Annotated in this window: 2 protein-coding genes; both read left to right on the top strand. The window is 58.0% G+C overall.

The features are described from left to right. The coding region (locus tag WAQ08_RS17685) for a diguanylate cyclase domain-containing protein (protein WP_422193394.1) at nucleotides 1-586 on the top strand (586 nt) is incomplete at its 5' end. A 247-nt stretch (nucleotides 587-833) separates the two neighbouring features. Further along, nucleotides 834-1,745: PAS domain-containing sensor histidine kinase (locus WAQ08_RS17680; protein WP_422193391.1), on the top strand; the 912-nt coding region annotated here is incomplete at its 3' end.

The following is a 1,745-nucleotide window of genomic DNA, read 5'->3' as shown; positions in this document are numbered from 1 at the left end:
CATGCTGGAAGTGCGGTTGTTGTACAAGCAACTCGAGCATTACAACCGTGCGCTGGAATCCTTGGCGCTGCATGACGCGCTGACCGGACTGCCGAATAGACGGCTATTAATGGACAGACTTTCGTTGGCCATCGCGCATGCGCGCCGGAACAAGCGCACCATGGCGGTGATGTATCTGGATTTGGACGGGTTTAAGCAGATCAACGACACCTTGGGCCACGATGCCGGCGACACGCTGCTGAAGATGGTCGCCACGCGCCTGGTGGCCGCCGTGCGTCAAGAGGACACGGTGGCGCGTCTGGGTGGCGACGAATTCGTGATCGCGTTGTGGGAATTGAGTCATGCCGAAGGTGTCGCCACGCTGGTGTCAAAAGTGATGCAGGCCGTGTCACAACCCTATCGCATTCACGACCGCGACGTGAGCATGACCGCCAGCGTCGGTGTCGGTATTTATCCCACGCATGGCGAGGAGGTGGAGACGCTGATGAAGAGCGCGGATCTGGCCTTGTATGAGGCCAAGCGCACCGGTAAGAACGACTATCGCATCGCCGCGCGCACCGACCTGTTGGCGGTGGCGCGTAGTTGACGCAATCTGTCCTCATAGGACTGAATCTCCGCCTTATGTGCGGTAACACACGGAGAGCGGTGGACTTGATCGTTAGAATGAAAAGTAATTGCTCAAAATTCATCCATGGATTCAATTTACTCCCCCACGCCTGCGGGCAAAAGCCTGCATCTTTATGCGCAGGATGAGCGTATTAAGGAGATGAGGTGCTGCTCGCACCTTCGGCCACGCGATCCGCCAGACTAATTCGCGCTTTAAGAGACCGGCCATGTCCGAAAAAATTCACGATCCCGCCATTCTCAACCCCACCGCTGGCACGACGGAAGGCATCACCGAGGTCCGGCGCCAGGCGGCCTTGCTCAAAACCGGGGCCTTGCAGAGCGCGATTCTCAATAGCGCCAATTTCTCGATTATCGCCACCGACGAGAAAGGCATCATTCAATTATTCAATATCGGCGCCGAGCGCATGCTGGGCTATCTGGCCGCTGAAGTCGTTAACAAGATCAATCCCAGCGACATCCACGATCCGCAGGAAGTGAAGGCGCGTGCGCAGGCGCTGAGCCTCGAACTCGCCACCCCGATTACGCCGGGCTTCGAGGCATTGGCGTTCAAGGCTTCGCGCGGGATCGAGGACAGCTATGAATTGACCTATATCCGCAAGGATGGCAGCCGCTTTCCGGCCATCGTGTCGATCACGGCGCTGCGCGACGATTACGGCGATATCCTCGGATACCTGCTGATCGGCACCGACAATTCCGTGCGCAAGCAGGTCGAACTGGAGCTGAACAAGGCCATGGCGGTTGCCGAAAAAGCCAACCTCGCGAAATCGGATTTCCTTTCCAGCATGAGCCATGAGCTGCGCACGCCGCTCAGCGCGATCCTCGGTTTCGCCCAGCTGATGGAGTCCGGCACGCCGTCGCCGACGATCTCCCAGAAGCGCAGCATCGACCAGATTCTCAAGGCCGGGTGGTACCTGTTTGAACTGATCAACGAAATCCTCGATCTGGCGCTGATCGAGTCCGGCAAGCTTCCGATTTCGCTGGAACCGATATCGCTGGCCGAAGTCGCGCGCGAATGCCAGTCCATGATCGAACCGCAGGCGCAAAAGCGCGACATTCACATGATCTTTTACCAGTTCGAAACCCCCTCCTTTGTCATGGCCGACCGGACACGGGTGAAG

Source organism: Aquabacterium sp., from assembly GCF_049274795.1.
Classification (GTDB): domain Bacteria; phylum Pseudomonadota; class Gammaproteobacteria; order Burkholderiales; family Burkholderiaceae_C; genus Aquabacterium.
The sequence above is the reverse complement of the archived record's forward strand: the minus strand, read 5'-3'. Positions and strand labels throughout refer to the sequence as shown.